Genomic DNA, 18,883 nt, shown 5'->3' with positions numbered 1-18,883 from the left:
AAATAGACTAGAAAATCTTGATAATTGTTGTGTTTTATTAAATAAAAAGCCAATTATCTATCAATTATTATAAACTGAAATGGGAAATTAACGTGTTTATTTTTATAAAAAAACGCTACCTTTTCTGTTTAATCTTTGATATGATGACTTTGGAAATAGAAGGGGAGAATGAATCGTGAAAATAACCATTAAAGATATTGCTGAAATTGCAGGCGTTTCAACAACAACTGTCTCTCAAATTTTAAATAATAAAGGTCAACGTTTTAGTGAAGATACAAAACGTAGAGTTTTGAAAGCGGTTGAAGAACACGACTACAATCCAGATTATTTTGCCAAAAACATGATTAATAGGGAATCTAAAACAGTCGGAATGATTGTTCCAGATGTAACAGATTTATTTTTCTCAAAAGTTATTGAAGGCGTAGAAGCATACTTAACAAAAAAAGATTATATGATTTTATTATGTAATTCTAATCACTCAAATGAAATGGAAAAAGATTACATTAAACAATTATTAAATCGTTCAGTAGCAGGAATTATTTTAGCAAGCCCAAATGCTTTAGAGCTAGAAACAAGTTTAAAATCAAGCCCTTATATTTTAATTGATAGAGGGATAAATACTCGAGTTGAAGGAAATCTATTGGTAAAAGAGTACGATGGTAGTTATGAGTCTGTTCAATATCTAATTGATTCAGGGCATCGAAAAATTGGTATGTTAACAAATGAGTATGGCTATTATGAAATGACAGATCGCTATGACGCTTATTGTCAGTGCCTAAAAGATAATAATATCCCTTATAATAAAGAGTACTTGGAAGATGGACCGGTAACAATTGAAGGCGGTTACGAAGCAGCTAAACGTGTTCTAGAAAGAACAGATGTTACTGCACTTTGTTGTGGGAATGATCAAATGGCTATTGGGGCTTACCGAGCGGCTTATGAGTTAGGCTTAAGAATACCAGATGATCTATCTGTCATTGGATTTGATAATCTTGAAATATCGGCTTATTTGAATCCGCCGTTAACAACCGTTGCACAACCAGCTTTTGAAATTGGCTATACAGCAGCGACTTATTTGTTTCAATCAATCAATAATCCAGAACAAAAAATACCAAATAGAACGTTTGAGACCGAATTTATTTTAAGAGGAAGCACAACACCTATTGACAAATAAAAACAAACGTGATAAATTCTATATGTAAGCGTTATTAGTTTCATAACTACGGAAGGTAAAACGGTTTACTTTTTTATTTCGTTAAATGTAAAACGGTTTACTAAAAAAGAATTGAGGTTATTATTCATGAGAATGGTAGATTTAATTAAGAAAAAAAGAGACGGTGGCACACTTTCTGAAGAGGAAATCAAATTCATCATTTCAGGTTATACATCTGGAGATATTACTGATTACCAAATGAGTGCTTTCTTGATGTCAGTTTATTTTGAAGATATGACAGATGAAGAGATTACTTGTTTAACAATGGCAATGAGTCAATCAGGTGATGTGATTGATTTATCAGAAATTAAAGGTGTCAAAGTAGATAAACACTCAACAGGTGGTGTTGGTGATACAACAACTTTAGTATTAGCACCATTAGTTGCTTCAGTTGGAGCAGCAGTTGCTAAAATGAGTGGCCGTGGTTTAGGACACACAGGTGGAACAATTGATAAATTAGAAGCAATTCCAGGATTCCAAGTTGAAATTCCAAATGATGATTTTATTCGTCTAGTTAATGAAAGCTATGTCGCAGTGACTGGTCAATCTGGAGATTTAGCTCCAGCAGATAAAAAAATATATGCTTTACGTGATGTAACAGCAACAGTGGATTCAATTCCACTTATTGCAAGCTCAATCATGAGTAAAAAAATCGCTTCAGGCGCAGATGCTATCGTTTTAGATGTAACAACTGGTGACGGCGCATTTATGAAAAACATTGAAGATGCTGAACGTTTGGCTCATACAATGGTTCGTATTGGTAAATTAGCTAATCGTCAAACAATGGCTATTATTTCAGATATGTCTCAGCCTTTAGGAAATGCTATCGGAAATGCTAACGAAATCAAAGAAGCAATTGATGCTCTTAAAGGTGACGGCCCAGAAGATTTAATGGAAATGGTTTACACATTAGGTAGTCAAATGGTTGTTTTAGCTAAAAAAGCTGAAACGTTAGAAGAAGCAAGAGTTATGCTTGAAGAAAACGTTAAAAATGGTAAAGCAACAGATAAATTCAAAGAAATGATTAGAAACCAAGGTGGCGATGATTCAGTTGTTGATCATCCTGAAAAATTACCGCAAGCTAAATATGTTATTGAAGTACCATCTAAAGAATCAGGCGTTATTTCTAAAATGGTAGCAGATCAAATTGGTATTGCTGCAATGTTACTTGGTGCAGGACGTAGAACAAAAGAAGAGCCAATCGATTACGCTGTAGGTTTATACTTAAATAAAAAAGTTGGTGACAGTGTAGAAGAAGGGGAATCATTAGTTACTATCTATGCTAACCGTGAAGAAGTAGAAGACGTTAAAAAAGTATTATATGAAAACATTATCATTGGTACTGAAGGCGTTGAACCAACTTTAATTCACAAAGTAATTACCGAATAATAATTACTTGTATATATAACAACGTTCACAAAAACAACATCGAATATTAATTGTTAATCTTAAAAGCACTAACCTGTTTTTAAGATTAACATTAATTGAAGGTCTTTTTCACTTGATTTTGCTGTAAGGAAATGAAGAAAGATTTTATAATGATAGTTTTTTAATGTTAACAATTAAGAGATATCATTATAAAAAGCATATTTTTATTTTTGTCTTTAATTTTACTGAATATTATTTTAAAAAATGGTAAAATTGAGAGGGCTTTAAAAAGTGAAAGGAGGCTAAAAATTCGTTAGAATTATTTTCTAATCATCTTAGATGAATTGGGAAGTTGGAATGTTGCCTATTCTAACTTTGTCATTTGTTTTGTCTAATGTTTTGTGAACAAGTTTCCAGTATCAAAAGAGGTATAGCTAAACTGTTTTACTAACTATTAAGTAAGCGGTTTAAAAACCAAATGAAATATAAAAGGGGAAGCATATTATGCCAGCAAAACAAGAATGGATTGATACAGCACTTAAAGCAATGGATAAAGCCTATGTGCCTTATTCAAAATTTCCAGTTGGAGCTGCTTTAATTACTGAAACAGGTGAAATTTTTCAAGGATGTAATATTGAAAATGCATCGTTTGGTTTAACAAACTGTGCAGAGAGAACCGCTTTTTTCAAAGCAGTCTCTGAGGGTAACGTATCATTTAGTCATTTGGTTGTTGCAGGAGAAACTAAAGAGCCAATTTCTCCATGTGGCGCGTGTCGTCAGGTAATGGTTGAATTTTGTGATCCAAATATGCCGGTGACACTAGTTAACACAAAAGGCGATACTAAAGAAACAACAGTTTCTAGTCTTTTACCGTATTCATTTGAAAGCCATCAAATGTAATACATGAATTATGGTGTTTAAAAATTTTATATAAAAATTCTGGAGGGAATAACACAATGAAAAAAAGTACATTATTAAAAGCAGGTTTAGCAGTAGCATTAACATTAACGCTAACAGCTTGTGGCGGAAACGCTAAGAAAGACGATGCTAAAAAAGACGGCGGAAAAGGCGATGCTAACCATTCAGTAGCATTAGTTACTGACGTTGGTGGGGTAGATGATAAATCATTTAACCAATCAGCATGGGAAGGTTTACAAGAATGGGGTAAGGATAACAAAAAAGAAAAAGGAAAAGATGGTTTCAACTATTACCAATCTAACTCTGACTCTGATTTCTTACCTAACTTAAACCAAGCAATCAATGATGGATTCAAAACTATCTTTGGTATTGGATTCAAATTACAACCAGCTATCGAAGAAATTGCTGATAGCAAAAAAGATAACAACTTTGTAATTATTGACTCTGTAGTAGAAGGTAAAGAAAATGTTGCATCTGTTGTCTTTAAAGATAACGAAGCTGCTTACTTAGCTGGTATTGCTGCTGCTAAAACAACTCAAACTAAAAAAGTTGGATTTGTTGGTGGACAAGAAGGTGAAGTTATCGGACGTTTCGAAGCTGGATTTAAAGCTGGTGTTGAATCTGTAGATAAAGATATTAAAATTGACTCACAATATGCTGGATCATTTGGTGATGCTGCTAAAGGTAAATCAATCGCTGCTGCAATGTACAAAAATGGCGTAGACGTAATTTTCCATGCTTCTGGTGATACTGGTAACGGTGTGTTCTCTGAAGCTCGTGACATCATGAAGAGCAACCCTAAAGACAAAGTTTGGGTAATCGGTGTTGACCGTGACCAAGAAGACGAAGGTAAATATGATGGCGGAAACGTTACATTAACTTCAACTCTTAAAGGTGTTGGTACAGTAGTTAAAGATATCTCTAACAAAGCAAACGAAGACAAATTCCCTGGTAAAGAAACATTAGTTTACGGATTAAAAGAAGAAGGTGTTGACTTAACTAAAGGTCAATTATCTGACGACGTACAAAAAGCTGTAGACGAAGCTAAACAACAAGTTATTGATGGAAAAGTTGAAGTTCCAGAAAAACCTGAAAAATAATTCGTTAGTTATTTAGTTCAAAGTATTTATCCGAAATAGTTAGGAAGTGAAGAAAGTGAATGAATCACAGTACGTGATTGAAATGAAAAATATTACTAAAGCTTTTGGAACCTTTAAAGCCAATGATAATATTAATTTAAAAGTTAAAAAAGGTGAGATTCACGCGTTATTGGGTGAAAATGGTGCCGGTAAATCGACATTAATGAATATCCTATCTGGTTTATTAGAGCCAACTTCAGGAGCTATTCACATTAATGGTAAAGAAGAAAAAATCGCTAACCCCACTGTTGCTAATAAGCTAGGAATAGGAATGGTGCATCAACATTTTATGTTGATCGACAATTTTACAGTTGAAGAAAATATTGTTTTAGGTAGTGAGCCGACAAAATCTGGTGTAATTGACAAAAAGAAAGCTTTTGAAGACATCATGGCTGTTTCGGATAGATATGGATTTAAGATTGATCCTAATGAACTGGTAAGTAACATATCAGTTGGGATGCAACAACGTGTAGAAATCTTAAAAACTCTTTATCGTGGGGCAGAGATTCTTATCTTCGATGAGCCGACTGCTGTATTAACTCCCCAAGAAATTGATGAGTTAATTGAAATTATGCATGGTTTGGTTAACGAAGGTAAATCAATTGTTTTAATCACGCATAAATTAGATGAAATTAAAGCCGTAGCGGACCGCTGTACAGTTATCCGCCGTGGACAAAGTATTGATACAGTTAATGTTGCAGATGTTTCCCAACAAGAATTAGCAGATTTAATGGTAGGTCGCTCGGTGTCATTTAAGACACCGAAAGGCCCATCAGATCCTAAAAACCCAGTTTTGAAAATCAACGATTTAGTTGTAAAAGAAAATAGAGGTTTAGATGCAGTCAAAGGATTGAATCTAGAAGTTCGTGCTGGAGAGGTTGTGGGAATTGCTGGTATCGATGGTAATGGTCAAAGTGAATTGCTACAAGCTATCGCAGGAATGCGTAAAGTAGAAAGTGGATCGATTGAAATTAATGGTCAAGATATGACTAATAAACGTCCACGTGAAATCACTGAAAATAGTATGGGACATGTTCCAGAGGACCGTCATCGTTTTGGTTTAGTCTTACCAATGACTTTATCAGAAAACATTGCTCTACAAACTTATTACAAAGAACCGTTAAGTAAAAATGGGTTATTAAATTACAAAGAAATTAATTCCCATGCAAGAAAATTGATCGAAGAATTCGACGTTAGAACACCAAATGAGTTAGTTCCAGCATCAGCTTTATCTGGAGGTAACCAACAAAAAGCAATTATCGCTCGTGAGATTGATCGCGATCCAGATATGTTAATGGTTGCTCAACCGACACGTGGTTTGGACGTTGGTGCGATTGAATATATCCATAAACGTTTGATTGAACAACGTGATAATGGTAAGGGTGTTTTAGTAGTCAGCTTTGAGTTAGATGAAATTTTAAACGTATCAGATCGTATTGCTGTAATGTTTGATGGTAATATTACTGGTATCGTAAAAGCATCAGAAACAAATGAACAAGAATTAGGTATGCTAATGGCTGGTGTACCACTTGAAGAAGTAAGGAAAGGGGCTGTTGCTGGTGAATAAGCAAGACTCTACAATTAAAAATTTAGCGGTGCCTGTTCTTTCCGTTGTATTCGGTTTATTATTAGGTGCAATTATTATGTTAGCATTCGGATACAGTCCAGCAGCTGGATATGGCGCAATGTTAAATGGAGCTTTAGGTAGCACATATAATATTGGTGAAGTTATCCGTTTAGCAACACCATTAATCTTAACTGGTTTAGGATTCTCAGTGGCTAATACAGCTGGATTCTTCAATATTGGTTTGTCAGGGCAAGCGTTATGTGGCTGGATCGTTTCTATTTGGTTAGCTATGTTATTCCCAGATTTATCAAAAATAATTTTAGTTCCATTATGTGTTATTGCAGGAACATTAGCAGGTGCTTTATGGGCTGGTATTGCCGGATTCTTAAAAGCACAATTTGGAACAAGTGAAGTTATTGTAACAATTATGTTAAACTACACAATTTTACATATTAGTAATCACTTAGTTCGTAATGTCTTTACAAACGACGCAGATACAACGCAACAAATTAGTCAAAATGCAAGTCTAAGAGCTGATTTCTTAACTCAAATGACAGGTGGATCTCGTTTAAATATGGGTATCTTCTTAGCAATAGTGATGATTTTTGTTGTATGGGTATTAATGAATCGTACAACAGTAGGTTTTGAATTAAGATCAGTAGGTTTGAACCCAGACGCTTCTGAATATGCTGGTATGAACTCTAAGAAAAACATTGTTTTAGCAATGTTAATTTCAGGTGGTTTAGCTGGTATGGGTGGTGTTGTTGAAGGACTTGGAACATTCCAAAACCTTTACGTATTAGGTTCAGTTCCAACCATCGGATTTGATGGTATGGCGGTATCATTACTTGGTAGTGGTAGTCCAATTGGTATTTTAGTTTCAGCTTTATTATTTGGTGTATTGAAAATCGGTGGATTAAGTATGCCAGGTAGCGCGGGCGTGCCAAACGAAATCGTAGAAATCGTTATTGCTTCTATTATCTTCTTCGTTGGTATTAGTTACGCTATCCGTTACTTACTTGATAAAGCAGCCCCTAAAAAGCAAGAGATTAAGAAAGGAGATGCTTAAGTTATGGTATCAATGTTAGCAATTATTGTATCTTCAGCACTTGTATACTCAGCTCCTTTAATCTTTACAGCTTTAGGAGGAACTTTCTCAGAACGAAGTGGTGTTGTAAACGTTGGTTTGGAAGGTATTATGACAGTTGGTGCGTTTAGTGCTACAGTGTTTAACCTTTCAACAGCTGGAACTTTTGGTTCTATGACACCTTGGATTTCAATGTTATTTGGTGGATTTATCGGAATTTTATTCGCATTAATCCATGCAGTAGCAACTGTTAACTTACGTGCAGACCATATTGTCAGTGGTACTGTTATTAACTTAATGGCACCTGGTTTGACAGTATTCTTAACAAAAATGATGTTTGATGGTCATGGACAAACAGATATGATTAAACAAACATTTGGTAAATTCAGTTTCCCAATTTTAAAAGATATTCCAGTACTTGGACCAATCTTCTTTAAAGATACATCAGCACCAGCCTATGTAGCAATTCTTGTTGCATTACTTGCTTACTTTGTTATCTTTAAAACAAAATTTGGTTTAAGATTACGTTCAGTAGGTGAAAACCCACAAGCAGCAGATACTTTAGGGATTAATGTTTACGGCATGAAATATGCTGGTGTATTAATTTCAGGTTTCTTAGGCGGTATGGGTGGAGCTGTAGCTGTACAATCTATCTCAGGTCAGTTCTCAATTTCAACAATTGCAGGACAAGGGTTCATTTCAATGGCGGCAATGATCTTTGGTAAATGGAATCCAATTAGTGTTATGTTTGCAGCGATTTTCTTTGGACTTTCTCAAAGTTTAGCTGTAATCGGAAACTTAATTCCTGGTATTAAAGAATTACCAGCTGTCTACTTACAAGCAGCACCATATGTATTAACAGTACTTGTACTAGTAATATTTATTGGTAAATCACAAGGACCAAAAGCAATTGGTAAAACTTATGTGAAATCAAAATAATTATGAACGTGCCAGGGGTAGTTAATTATCTTTGGCACGTTTGTTATAAACAAAAATTTTTGGAAGAAGGCGGAACTTTATGTTTAAAAGAGTTCATTTAGTAGTACTAGATTCAGTAGGAATCGGAGAAGCACCAGATGCTGAAAAATTTGGTGATGTTGGAAGTCATACATTAGGTCATATTGCAGAAGTTGCTGGTATAAATGTTCCAAATATGGAAAATCTAGGTTTAGGAACAATTGAACCACTTAAAGGTGTTAAAGCTGTAGAAAACCACCAAGGTTATGCAACTAAATTAGAAGAAATTTCAGTTGGTAAAGATACAATGACAGGTCACTGGGAAATTATGGGATTAAACATCCAAACACCATTTAGAGTATTTCCAGAAGGCTTCCCTCAAGAATTATTAGATAAAATCACTGAATTTTCTGGTCGTGGTGTCATTATGGGTGCAAACAAACCATACAGTGGTACTGCAGTTATTGATGATTTTGGTGAAGAACAAATGAAAACTGGCGACTTGATTATCTACACATCAGCTGACCCTGTTCTTCAAATTGCAGCTCACGAAGACGTTATTCCTTTAGAAGAATTATATAAAATTTGTGAGTTCACACGTGAGTACACTAAAAATGATCCTTATATGATTGGTCGTATTATCGCGCGTCCTTACGTTGGTGAACCAGGTAACTTTACACGTACACCAAACCGTCATGACTATGCCTTAGATCCATTTGGCAAAACCGTTTTAGACTCATTAAAAGATGCTGGCAAAGATGTCATTGCAGTTGGTAAAATCAACGATATCTTTAACGGACAAGGTATGACAGAAGCTGTTAGAACTAAATCTAACATGGATGGCGTGGATCAATTATTAAATGTTATGAAAAAAGACTTTACAGGCTTAAGTTTCACTAACTTAGTAGACTTTGATGCATTATTTGGTCATCGTCGTGATGTTGAAGGTTATGGTAAAGCGTTAGAAGATTTTGATGCTCGTTTACCTGAAATTTACGAAGCAATGGGTGAAGATGATTTATTATTAATCACAGCAGATCATGGTAATGACCCAACGTTCCCTGGAACAGATCATACAAGAGAATATGTACCATTATTAGCTTATAGCAAAAAAATGACTGGCCAAGGTAAAATTAACCAAGGATTCTATTCAGATATTTCAGCAACTATCGCTGAAAACTTTGGTGTAAAACAAACGGAAAACGGAAAGAGTTTCTTAGAACAATTAAAATAAGGAGTTATTAACAATGACATTGAGCGAAAAATTAAACGAAACAGCTAAGTATATTCAAAGTAAAGGAGTAGGTGCCATTGATTTTGGTTTAATCCTAGGTTCTGGACTTGGCGAATTAGCTGATGAAATTACGGATAAAGTTGTTATTCCTTATGGCGAAATACCTAACTTCCCGGTTTCTACAGTTGTAGGACATGCTGGTCAATTAGTTTATGGAACATTATCTGGTAAAAAAGTATTAGCGATGCAAGGTCGTTTCCATTATTATGAAGGCCATTCTATGCAAACTGTTACTTTCCCAGTACGTGTAATGAAAGCTTTAGGAGCTGACTCGTTAGTAGTAACTAACGCTGCTGGTGGTGTGAATACATCATTTTCACCTGGAGATTTAATGTTAATCACAGATCAAATCAACTACACTGGGGACAACCCATTAATGGGACTAAACGAAGATGACTTAGGACCACGCTTCCCTGATATGTCAGAAGCATACGACAAAGCTTACGGAAAAGTAGCTAAAGAAGTAGCAGACGAATTAAAAGTAACTTTACAAAAAGGTGTATACATGGGATTCTCAGGACCAACTTACGAAACACCTGCAGAAGTTAGAATGTCTCGCATGTTAGGTGCTGATGCTGTTGGTATGTCAACAGTTCCTGAAGTAATCGTGGCTAACCATATGTCTATGCGTGTGCTAGGTATTACTTGTGTAACTAATTTAGCTGCTGGTATGCAAGCTAACTTAAACCATGAAGAAGTAGTAGAAACAACTGAACGCGTGAAAGCTGACTTTAAAGAGTTAGTGAAACGTACATTAGAAAGAATCTAAGGAGCGATCATATGAGTGTCCATATTGGTGCTAAAAAAGGCGATATTGCAGATAAAATTTTATTACCAGGAGATCCATTAAGAGCTAAATACATTGCAGAAAAATTCTTAGAAAATCCAGTTTGCTACAATGAAGTTCGTGGTATGCTTGGGTTTACAGGAACATACAAAGGACACAAAGTATCTGTTCAAGGAACAGGTATGGGAATTCCTTCAGCTTCAATTTATATTAATGAATTGATTCGTGAATACGATGTGAAAAAACTATTGCGTGTTGGAACATGTGGTGCTTTGAAAAAAGATGTTCATGTTCGTGATTTAGTTTTAGCACAAGCAGCAGCAACAAATTCAGCATTTATGAAAGCAGATTTTCCAAATCACGTTTTCCCTCCAATTGCTGATTTTGATTTACTTCACACAGCATATGCTGTAGCAAAAGAACAAGGATTTAATATTCATGTAGGGAATGTGTTATCAGATGATAGTTTCTATAAAGATGATTTATCTGATACATTTAAACTAGGTGAGCATGGTGTTCTTGGCGTTGAGATGGAAGCCGCTGTTCTTTACTACTTAGCAGCTAAATACGGCGTACAAGCACTAGCATTAATGACTGTTAGCGATCATATGATTACTGGTGAAGAAACGACATCAGAAGAACGTCAATCAACATTTGATGAAATGATGATTGTTGGTCTTGAAACATTAATTAAAGAATAAAAAAGCTACCTATCAGATGGAAAATCATTTGATAGGTAGTTTTTTTAGGTATTAACGCCAAAAAATACAATAAATAGAAGGCTATAAAGACCTAAAATTAAAGAACAAAGGCCAGTAATAAGTAAAAAGAAAACGAGCAGTTTACTCTTTTGTTTAATTTTAAATAGACTGACAATCATAAAAACACCTAAAAGAACAAGGGTAAGAGCGAGTAGAATAAAAAACCATCTGTCTACTAGTAAATGTAACATGTGTATCACTCTCCTAAATGTTTCTTTTCAAAGGTAATCAATAGCTATAGATAAAAATGTTATAATAATCTAAAAAGAAAAGGTGTTTTAGATGAAACAAAATATTGTCCATATTGCCCTAGTGGTTGATGATTATGATGAAGCTATAGCTTTTTATACGACTAAGCTAAACTTTGTTTTACTTGAAGACACGTATCAACTAGAACAAAACAAACGGTGGGTAGTGGTTTCTCCACCTAATTCACAGGGAACAACAATTTTATTGGCGAAAGCGTCAACACCTGTACAAGAAAATTTTGTCGGTAATCAAGCAGGCGGACGCGTATTTCTCTTTTTAGGAACGGATGATTTTTACCGAGATTATGAACAAATGTACGAACGTGGCATTGAATTTGTTCGAGAACCTAAAGAAGCAGATTATGGAACTGTTGCTGTGTTTAAAGATTTATACGGTAACTTGTGGGACTTAATTCAGTTTAGTGATAGTCATCCTAATAGCAAACGCTTCAGGTAATTAGAAAAAATTATTTGAATATTTTTTTCTTTATTTCAAGCTACGCTTATATTTTTTGATAATTTTTAATGCCCAATCATAATGAGAGGAAGTAGCGGAAATAGCGTAACTACCAAGGCTAGTTGTTCCTGTCCATTTGTAATATTTTTTAGTAAATAACTCTTCATTAGAATAAGAATTGATAACATCAAGACAGTCTTCGTGACTCTGCTGAAGCATAGTAATAGCTTCTTTTAAAGGTGTGTTTTGATGTTTTTCCCAAAACTTATTATTCATATCAGGGTAGTTTTTCCAATTGTATGGTGCAGGTAAAAAGGGAGAGGTATTTCCTTTTTCATTTTCTTTTACCCAGTTTAAGAAAAGTTGGTGCCATTCATAGAGGTGAACAAAACAATCTCTAGGTTGCTTATCACGAAGTTCAAAAGGAAAAAGTCCGATTTGTTCTTCGTCAGATAAATCATTAAATAGTGCCATTAATTTATCAAAATTGTCTGCTGCTTGTTTAAGCAGTTCTTCTTTATTTGTTGGTCGAGCCATTATAATTCCTCCTTTTGTGAGACGACAAGACAACTTTCAGTAATCCAATTGTCAGGGTTTTTATCTTGTGCGTAAGAAACGTGGAAAATATTAATCATCGGTCCAGAAATGACTAAGTTATTAGCTTCAATCCATTGTCCTAGTGCTTCCATAACAAGAGGCATTTGATTAAAGTCACCGTGGAAAGTTGTAGAAGCAATGGTCATGTTTGGTACAGTTTTGAATGTGACTGTCTCGGTATCTCGATAATTGCCCACAACACTACTTTGGATTTCAATATCAATTTTTTGATCTTCATAAGCTTCGTCATGATAGATTGACATACCTAGAGGTGGATTTGAGAAGACAATTTGTTGGGCAAGATATTCGGCGTAAAGCTCGTTCCAAAGATTGTGCTCTTGTTCATAATTAGTAACGATTTTTCGTAAGCTCATAACGTTTCTTTCGGGTAATTCTTTTAAGAGAACATGATAATCTAAATAACGCTGATCTTCTACTATAACGGCAGAAACGGTTTGTAAGAGAGTGTGTTGTTGTTCAATTTTTTTTAGTTGTTCTTCTAAAAAATCTTTTTGTAGAGAAAAATAAGTATCTAGCTCAAGTGGATTTTTTTTATTGATAATTTCTTTAATGATAGCTAAAGAAAAACCCATTTCTTGGAGCGTTTTAATTTGGGCAACGCGTTGGAGTTCTTTGGCTGAGTAGTCTCGGTAATTATTATTTTCAGTGGAACGAGAGACTTCTAGTAAACCAACTTTTTCATAATGACGGAGCATTCTGACACTTGTATTAGATAGTTTTGAAAAATGACTAATTTTCATTTTGAATTCCTCCTTTTATTAATCTAGTATAAAGGATGACACTGTGTGAAGGTAAAGAAAAACAGACTAAAAAAATGATAGTCTGTTTTTACATGTATTTATAAATAAGCATGGCAATAAGAATACCAATACCTAATGAAACGGTTCGGTAAATATATTCCTTTCTAGGGTTGCGATTGTTGTTGTTCATTTTTAAAAGGCCTCCTTAGCTTATTATTTACTGTTTATATTATCTTAATTATAAGCTATTTTTCAGTGTTTAGCCAAAAATAATTAAAAGAAAAACCTCTAATTAAGAGGTTTTTTTCGTTAGAAATAATAAATAAATAAACTGATTAAAGCAAATATATTAAGCAATAATTCTTTCTTTTTGGCATTTTTTGATTTTAAAAAAAAATAAATAGCACCTATATTACATATAACAAAAAGAATTAGTTTCCATAGGACTGTTTCTTGTGCCATAAATTGTGAGATGAGTAAATAATAGAGTAATCCCAAACTAACAATACCCAGCAAGAAAAACCAAGCATGCCTTGAAAGAAATGAATACATTCCTTGGGTTAAAATAGTGATAAATAAAATGAGTGCAAAAGCAAAAATAAACGGTTTTATTAAACTGAAACTATAATCAAAAGGATAGTTAATAGTCAGTAATTGATTGAAAACAATTCCTTTAAAGAATGCATTTAAAAGTGAATAAAAGACAGAATCAATATAGAAGAATTGTTTTGAGAAAATCAGTAGCTGGAATAGCTCATAAGCAATTAAAATAATTGCAAATTGATAGGCCGTTTGTTTGGCAATCATAAAGATTAACACGCAAGAAACGATAAGTTTGATGGCATAAATAGGGATTGGAATAAATGACCCCTTTTTGTAAGATGCCTTTCCAATTAGTTGGAAAAAATCGCTAAGTAATAAGTAGATGACCATGTAAGTTAGAATGGCAGGACCTCTGCTACTATCACGTAAAAATAAAATGCCAGGTAGCAATGAAATAGTGGTTTGTAAGAGTGTTATGCTTACCATAAAGGGTAAAGCCAAGACACTTTGTTTTGTTTTGTTCAATGAATTAACCTCTTTTTTTAGTCTTATATAGATACTTTATTGTAAGAAAGTGGAAAGGTCAACATTTATGTAGGTAAAAAAAGTTTTATCTGTTATACTACTGGTGTTGCAAGATTCCCGATAGGATTTACGTTAAATTGTAAAATTGCCTTGTAACCGACTAATATTTAGGGGGAATTCCAAAATGGAAGAAAGAAAATTATTTACATCAGAATCAGTATCAGAAGGGCATCCAGATAAAATAGCTGATCAAATTAGTGACGCAATTTTAGATGCGATGTTAGAAAAAGACCCATATGCTCGTGTAGCGTGTGAAACATCTGTCACAACAGGACTTGTTCTTGTTTTTGGAGAAATCACAACAACTGCATATGTGGACATTCAAAAAGTAGTAAGAGACACAATTAAAGGCATTGGTTATACACGTGCTAAGTATGGTTTTGATGGCGACACATGTGCTGTCATGGTAGCCATTGATGAACAGTCACCAGATATCGCTCAAGGTGTGGACGCTTCTTTAGAGTCAAGACAGAGCGGCCAAGAACAAGAGGATTTAGGTGCTGGAGATCAAGGATTAATGTTTGGTTTTGCTATCAACGAAACACCAGAACTTATGCCGCTACCTATTGCATTGAGTCATAGACTAACAGAAAAATTAGCTGAGCTGAGGAAAAATGAAACACTTGAGTACTTACGCCCAGATGCAAAATCTCAAGTGACGGTTGAATACAATGAAGCAGGAAAACCTGTAAGAGTTGATACGATTGTTGTGAGCACACAACATGATGACAATGTAACACTAGAGAAAATTACAGAAGATGTTAAAGAGTTAGTTATTAAAGAAGTCATCCCAAGTGAGTTACTTGATGATGATACAAAATATTTCATTAATCCAACAGGTCGATTTGTTATTGGTGGACCTCAAGGTGATTCAGGGTTAACAGGCCGTAAGATTATTGTTGATACTTATGGTGGCTATGCAAGACACGGTGGTGGTGCTTTTTCTGGAAAAGACGCAACTAAAGTGGACCGCTCAGCTAGTTATGCTGCTCGCTATATTGCTAAAAACATTGTTGCTGCTGAATTAGCAGATAAATGCGAAGTTCAACTAGCTTATGCAATCGGTGTAGCACAACCCGTTTCGATATCTGTTGAAACTTTTGGAACAGGAAAAGTCTCAGAAAGTCGCTTAATTGAAGCGATTCGCGAAAACTTTAACTTGTCTCCAATGGGAATTATTGAGATGCTTGATTTAAGACGCCCAATCTATCAAAAAACAGCTGCATATGGTCATTTTGGCCGTGAAGATGCTGATTTCACGTGGGAAAAATTAGATAAAGTCTCAGCATTAAAAACAAGTTTAGGCATTTAAAACAATGAATCCTTGTTAGAGAGCTTTCTCTAATGAGGATTTTTTATAATTTTGGAGGAATGACATGGTAAAACAAAGAGAAACAAATGTAAAAATTATCACCGTATGCGTTTTTATTGCAACGTTTATGACAGCAGTAGAAGGAACGATTGTTTCAACGGCAATGCCAACAATAGTAGGATCGCTTAAAGGAATATCGATTATGAACTGGGTATTCTCAATTTATTTATTAACAAATGCGATGATGACCCCAATTTATGGGAAATTAGCAGATAAAATTGGTCGAAAACCAATTTATTTAATAGGTATTATTATCTTTATTATTGGTTCAGCATTATCTGGATTGAGTCAAAATATGATGCAGTTGATTATATTTAGAGCGATACAAGGAATAGGAGCCGGTTCAATTGTACCAGTGTCTCTAACTATTATTGCTGATATCTACCCACCAGAAAAAAGAGCAAGTATTTTAGGGTTAAATAGTGCAGCCTGGGGGATAGCTAGTATTATAGGACCTCTAGCGGGAGGCTTCATTGTGGATGTATTAAGCTGGCATTGGATCTTTTTAATAAATGTACCAATTGGTATTGTACTCATGATTTTAGTTTGGATTTATTTAATAGAAGAAAAACGAGAAGTAGAGAAAGCACCGATAGATTATTTGGGTAGTGTCTTTTTAGTTGTTATGCTACTTTCTTTATTATATGGTTTCCAAACGGTTAGTGAAGGCGTTAGTTTTATTACTTTTCTTTCCTTTTCTATTTTTGTGATTGGCTTGATTAGCTTTATAAAAGTTGAAAAAGCAGCGCAAGACCCAATTATTTCATTAGACTTATTTAAGAATAAAACGTTTGTTTTAGTGAATTTAATAGCTGCTTTAGTCAGTGGCTTTTTAATGGGGGTGGAAGTTTATATTCCTATGTGGATGCAAGGAGTGTTAGGTAAATCAGCAGCACTAGGTGGTATTGTGTTAGCACCAATGTCTGTTATTTGGATGTTTGGTTCATTTGCTGGTGGAAGAGCCATGCAAAAATGGTCAGCCAAAAAATCAATTTTTATTAGTATGATACCTATTTTAATTGGAGGAGTTTTCTTAAGTTTGGCTCAAATGGATACTGAATATGCTATTTTCTTTGTATTTTCAGCCATTTTAGGTGTTGGATTTGGGATGACAATGACGATTTTAACTGTTTTAGCACAAACATCTGTTGATAGTCACCACACAGGTGTTGCGACATCATTCTTCACTTTATCAAGAACAATTGGTCAAACAATTATGATTTCAGTATTTGGTTTAGTATTAAATGCTTCAATGAATCAAGGTCTTGCTGAAAAGAAAAGTTTAGGAGTAACCAAGGATATGATGAATAAATTAATTAATCCTCATACTGTAAGTTCCCTACCTCAAGAGTTAGTGGGAGATTTACGAGAAATTCTTTATAATAACTTACACCAAGTTTACTTAGTGGGAATTGTATTAGTTGTGTTATCATTTGTACTAAATTATTTTCAGAAAACAGAAGAGTTGTCGTAGAAAATATTGAAAATGAATAGACAGAAAAAAGAATCCTTAGTTGAGGATTCTTTTTTTGTAATTTTAACTGTTTTTTTTAAAATTCTTTGTAAAAAGAAACTAAAGTTCCTTTGTCACATGAGGTAAAATTGAATTTTTGGTAAAACTTTCTGAGGCTAGGTACGTCTTCTGTTAAAAGAACTTTCTGTCTGACATTAGCATATTCATTTAGCATACTAGTCATTAAGGTTGTTCCAATTCCTAGATGTTGAAAATTAGGATGAATTAAAATATCTTGAATATATATAATGGTTTTTCCATCACCCACAACTCTAATTAATCCAATTAACTCATCTTTATTCCAAGCAGTCATAGTTGATAATGAGTTTATAAGAGCATCTTCTAATAACGACATATTTTTAGTATAAGATACCCACCCAACACTCGTATATAATTTTTTTAACTCTTCTTTCACTAATGTGCTATCTTTTCTATAAGTTATCATATTTTCCTCCAATTTATTTAATAATATAAAACATCTCCAGTAGATAGATAATTTAATTTATGGCTTAATATCGGTTTTAAAAGATCGAAAGCTTTTAATCCTGTACAGTGACAAGTATAAAAATGGTTAATCTCAAAATTATTCAATTTATACCCAATAGATTTAATTTCTTTCTTACTCATACCTAGATTATTTAAATAGGGAATACCAATCATATGAAATCCACCAATCACATTTTTTATGAGACAGTTAGAAAATTCTTCTTTTACTTGATTAAGTATATTAATTATTCCATGATGGCTACATCCTGTGAACACTGTTAACTTGTTAGCGTTTTTTATTATTAAAATAAGTTCATCTGAAAAATCATCTAATACTTTTTGATGGTTAGTAAGTTTGTACAAATTGCTTGTTGTAAGATTTGTAGACTTTAAAGGTATTAAAAAAATATTTGGATAAATTTGAGTTGTTTTTAATATACGACTAAACGAACAACTATTTACTTCTTTAGGAATACCAACATATTTATCGAAACCCAATAGACGTAAATATTTAGGGGAGTCTATTTCTTTACCACAGTAGATTATTTGATTTTCAGTGTCTAAGTACCGTAATCCATTTGTGTGATCTGAATGAGAATGAGACAGAACTACAGCGTCTAAATTAGTAATATCAATTGTTAGTTGTTCTGCATTGTGGAGAAAAAAATTATTTGGACCAGTATCAAAGAGTATCTTTTTATTATTATATTCAATTAAAAGAGAGAGACCATGAGCATGTTTTAAATTTTTTTTATAGGAGACATTATCTAAAAGCATAGTAACTTTATTCATATTTTCACCTCTTAGCACTTATTATTATACCATCAAAAACGTAAAAAAAGCCTATTAAATAGAGATGGAAGTAATTGTAGCAAACAAAATGACGAGTGTTGCTTTTTATTTCTAGCCAACTAAAGTACACTTTAGTTATTATTAACTCAAGGAAGTGATTCTAGTGAACATCGGAAAAATTATTAAAGAAAACCGTTTAACAAAAAATATGACTCAAGAAGATTTGGCTAGTGAATTTTTTGTTAGTCGGCAATTAATATCTAAATGGGAAAACGGAAAAAGCTATCCTGATTTAGAACAATTGATAAAACTAAGTGATTTTTTTGATTTGACACTTGATGAGCTGATGAGAGGAGATAAAAAAATGACTAAAAAATTAAATATTGATATTAAAAAGAAAAAAATGTTAGGTCTTTTAAGTATTTGTTTAATTATTGT

20 protein-coding genes and 1 riboswitch are annotated in these 18,883 nt (G+C 33.7%); of the genes, 14 read left to right on the top strand and 6 right to left on the bottom strand.

Going from position 1 to position 18,883, the window contains the following annotated elements:
* The first annotated feature begins 175 nt into the window (after positions 1 to 175).
* From RR554_RS04475 to deoD, 10 genes are all read left to right on the top strand, one after another.
* A complete protein-coding gene (locus RR554_RS04475; RefSeq protein WP_332463183.1) occupies positions 176 to 1,174 on the top strand; it encodes a LacI family DNA-binding transcriptional regulator in 999 nt (332 codons plus the stop codon).
* A gap of 126 nt (positions 1,175 to 1,300) precedes the next feature.
* Positions 1,301 to 2,602 carry a pyrimidine-nucleoside phosphorylase gene (locus RR554_RS04470; protein ID WP_332463182.1) on the top strand — a complete coding sequence of 434 codons (1,302 nt, stop codon included), beginning with the start codon at positions 1,301 to 1,303 and terminating at the stop codon, positions 2,600 to 2,602.
* Positions 2,603 to 3,082: 480 nt separating this feature from the next.
* Entirely contained in the window at positions 3,083 to 3,481 is a 399-nt protein-coding gene (locus tag RR554_RS04465; RefSeq protein WP_332463212.1) for a cytidine deaminase, read from the top strand.
* A 56-nt stretch (positions 3,482 to 3,537) separates the two neighbouring features.
* Positions 3,538 to 4,599 carry a BMP family lipoprotein gene (locus RR554_RS04460; protein ID WP_332463181.1) on the top strand — a complete coding sequence of 354 codons (1,062 nt, stop codon included), beginning with the start codon at positions 3,538 to 3,540 and terminating at the stop codon, positions 4,597 to 4,599.
* Positions 4,600 to 4,654: 55 nt separating this feature from the next.
* Positions 4,655 to 6,205 (top strand): ABC transporter ATP-binding protein, encoded by a 1,551-nt coding sequence (locus RR554_RS04455; RefSeq protein ID WP_443081214.1) that lies wholly within the window; start codon positions 4,655 to 4,657, stop codon positions 6,203 to 6,205.
* Positions 6,198 to 7,274, top strand: a complete 1,077-nt coding sequence (locus tag RR554_RS04450) for an ABC transporter permease (RefSeq protein WP_332463180.1) — start codon at positions 6,198 to 6,200, stop codon at positions 7,272 to 7,274. Before RR554_RS04455 ends, RR554_RS04450 begins: the two co-directional genes overlap by 8 nt.
* Before the next feature lie 3 nt (positions 7,275 to 7,277).
* Complete coding sequence (locus RR554_RS04445; protein WP_332463179.1) at positions 7,278 to 8,231, top strand: ABC transporter permease; 954 nt, start codon at positions 7,278 to 7,280, stop codon at positions 8,229 to 8,231.
* Positions 8,232 to 8,310: 79 nt separating this feature from the next.
* Positions 8,311 to 9,483 (top strand): phosphopentomutase, encoded by a 1,173-nt coding sequence (gene deoB, locus RR554_RS04440; RefSeq protein WP_332463178.1) that lies wholly within the window; start codon positions 8,311 to 8,313, stop codon positions 9,481 to 9,483.
* 13 nt (positions 9,484 to 9,496) lie between these two features.
* Positions 9,497 to 10,312, top strand: coding sequence for a purine-nucleoside phosphorylase (locus RR554_RS04435; RefSeq protein WP_332463177.1), 816 nt, complete (start codon positions 9,497 to 9,499; stop codon positions 10,310 to 10,312).
* An 11-nt stretch (positions 10,313 to 10,323) separates the two neighbouring features.
* Positions 10,324 to 11,031, top strand: coding sequence for a purine-nucleoside phosphorylase (gene deoD / locus RR554_RS04430; protein ID WP_332463176.1), 708 nt, complete (start codon positions 10,324 to 10,326; stop codon positions 11,029 to 11,031).
* A gap of 44 nt (positions 11,032 to 11,075) precedes the next feature.
* Here deoD and RR554_RS04425 read toward each other — a convergent pair whose 3' ends face one another.
* Positions 11,076 to 11,282, bottom strand: a complete 207-nt coding sequence (locus tag RR554_RS04425; protein WP_332467506.1) for a hypothetical protein — start codon at positions 11,280 to 11,282, stop codon at positions 11,076 to 11,078.
* A 91-nt stretch (positions 11,283 to 11,373) separates the two neighbouring features.
* Here RR554_RS04425 and RR554_RS04420 point away from each other — a divergent pair, with 91 nt between their 5' ends.
* On the top strand, positions 11,374 to 11,796 hold the full coding sequence (locus tag RR554_RS04420) for a VOC family protein (protein ID WP_332467505.1): 423 nt from the start codon (positions 11,374 to 11,376) through the stop codon (positions 11,794 to 11,796).
* Positions 11,797 to 11,826: 30 nt separating this feature from the next.
* On the opposite strand, the gene RR554_RS04415 is transcribed toward RR554_RS04420, so the two are convergent.
* The 3 genes from RR554_RS04415 to RR554_RS04405 all read right to left on the bottom strand — a co-directional run bounded on the left by RR554_RS04415 (position 11,827) and on the right by RR554_RS04405 (position 14,222).
* Positions 11,827 to 12,333: a ClbS/DfsB family four-helix bundle protein gene (locus RR554_RS04415; RefSeq protein WP_332463173.1), complete on the bottom strand. Its 507-nt coding sequence runs from the start codon at positions 12,331 to 12,333 to the stop codon at positions 11,827 to 11,829.
* Entirely contained in the window at positions 12,333 to 13,154 is an 822-nt protein-coding gene (locus RR554_RS04410) for a MerR family transcriptional regulator (protein ID WP_332463172.1), read from the bottom strand. The genes RR554_RS04415 and RR554_RS04410 overlap by 1 nt, the downstream gene beginning before the upstream one ends.
* A gap of 309 nt (positions 13,155 to 13,463) precedes the next feature.
* Positions 13,464 to 14,222 (bottom strand): hypothetical protein, encoded by a 759-nt coding sequence (locus RR554_RS04405; RefSeq protein WP_332463171.1) that lies wholly within the window; start codon positions 14,220 to 14,222, stop codon positions 13,464 to 13,466.
* Between the two features lie 101 nt (positions 14,223 to 14,323).
* A riboswitch (SMK box riboswitch) is annotated at positions 14,324 to 14,409 on the top strand.
* Between RR554_RS04405 and metK the strand changes: the two genes are divergently transcribed.
* On the top strand, positions 14,407 to 15,594 hold the full coding sequence (gene metK, locus RR554_RS04400) for a methionine adenosyltransferase (RefSeq protein WP_332463170.1): 1,188 nt from the start codon (positions 14,407 to 14,409) through the stop codon (positions 15,592 to 15,594). It overlaps the preceding riboswitch by 3 nt.
* 64 nt (positions 15,595 to 15,658) lie before the next feature.
* Positions 15,659 to 17,128 carry an MDR family MFS transporter gene (locus RR554_RS04395; protein WP_332463169.1) on the top strand — a complete coding sequence of 490 codons (1,470 nt, stop codon included), beginning with the start codon at positions 15,659 to 15,661 and terminating at the stop codon, positions 17,126 to 17,128.
* Positions 17,129 to 17,204: 76 nt separating this feature from the next.
* On the opposite strand, the gene RR554_RS04390 is transcribed toward RR554_RS04395, so the two are convergent.
* Together RR554_RS04390 and RR554_RS04385 are read right to left on the bottom strand one after the other, a co-directional pair.
* On the bottom strand, positions 17,205 to 17,612 hold the full coding sequence (locus tag RR554_RS04390; protein ID WP_332467504.1) for a GNAT family N-acetyltransferase: 408 nt from the start codon (positions 17,610 to 17,612) through the stop codon (positions 17,205 to 17,207).
* A 17-nt stretch (positions 17,613 to 17,629) separates the two neighbouring features.
* Complete coding sequence (locus RR554_RS04385; RefSeq protein WP_332463167.1) at positions 17,630 to 18,445, bottom strand: MBL fold metallo-hydrolase; 816 nt, start codon at positions 18,443 to 18,445, stop codon at positions 17,630 to 17,632.
* A 163-nt stretch (positions 18,446 to 18,608) separates the two neighbouring features.
* Here RR554_RS04385 and RR554_RS04380 point away from each other — a divergent pair.
* Positions 18,609 to 18,883 (top strand): helix-turn-helix domain-containing protein (locus RR554_RS04380; RefSeq protein WP_332467503.1); only part of this gene is annotated, 275 nt, incomplete at its 3' end.

This window comes from Vagococcus sp. (assembly GCF_036639995.1).
Lineage (GTDB): Bacteria > Bacillota > Bacilli > Lactobacillales > Vagococcaceae > Vagococcus.
Note: the sequence above shows the minus strand (reverse complement) of the source record. Positions and strands in the feature narration are given on the sequence as shown.